Below are 1,034 nucleotides of genomic sequence, written 5' to 3'. Positions count from 1 at the left end.
ATAGTGGACTCTAACCAAAGTTGATAATCGCTATCGTAGAGATTTGAAATGGTAATATTCATCATTTTTAAAATGGGGAAAAATCAGGAGTTAAGCTGCAGGTATCCAAACTATAGGAGAAATTGGGGCTAATCAATCAGCTAGTTTTGCCAGTTTAGCCGAATTATCCTCAATCACATCTAACCGCGAAAAAACCGCCAAAAAGAGTGATAATAAACCTAGCTATTCCCAGAGTAACAAGAAAAGCCCGATGGTGAAAACAGTAATAGGTGTCGATTTAGGTGGAACTGCGATTAAAATTGGTAAATTTGACCAAGAGGGCAATTGTCTCGAATCTCTCACCTTGCCCACTCCCCAACCCGCTACACCCAAAGAAGTCGCCCATACCATACATCAAGGCATTTGTCAAGTAAATTTAGATAAAAGTTGTCAAGCCATCGGTGTGGGAACGCCGGGGCCGGCGGATGCTCAGGGAAGAATTGCCAAAATAGCGATTAATTTGGCAGGATGGCGGGATATTCCCCTCGCTGATTGGTTAGAAGAAAGTACGGGAATGCCGACAATTTTAGCCAATGATGCCAATTGTGCCGGTTTGGGGGAAGCTTGGTTAGGAGCGGGCAAACGGTTTCAAAACTTGATCCTGTTGACCTTGGGGACGGGAGTAGGAGGGGCAATTATTCTCGATGGTAACTTATTTGTGGGCAGCAAGGGAACGGCCGCAGAATTAGGCTTAATAACCCTTAATTTTGACGGTCCATTGTGCAATAGCGGTAATCGGGGTTCCTTGGAACAATACGTCTCCCGGCAAGCTATTCGCCGGATGACCGGCAAAGAACCGAAGCAATTGGCAGAATTGGCCGAAAAAGGCGATCGAGAGGCTTTAGAATTCTGGCAGGGTTACGGCTGTTTACTGGGGGCTGGTATCGCCAGTTTACTCTATGTTCTCACCCCAGAGGCGGTAATTATCGGCGGCGGCATTAGCGCCAGTGCTAAGTTTTTCTTTCCCTCTCTGCTCACAGAAATCGAAAGACGGG

The 1,034-nt window shown here is 46.3% G+C and carries 1 protein-coding gene; it reads left to right on the top strand.

The annotated features are described in order from the left end of the window. Nucleotides 1-250: 250 nt before the first annotated feature. On the top strand, nucleotides 251-1,034 hold a 784-nt coding region (locus IQ242_RS25580), incomplete at its 3' end, for an ROK family protein (protein ID WP_193961877.1).

Origin of the sequence: Microcystis sp. LEGE 08355 (assembly GCF_015207185.1) — a bacterium.
Lineage (GTDB): Bacteria > Cyanobacteriota > Cyanobacteriia > Cyanobacteriales > Microcystaceae > Microcystis > Microcystis panniformis.
Note: the sequence above shows the minus strand (reverse complement) of the source record. Positions and strands in the feature narration are given on the sequence as shown.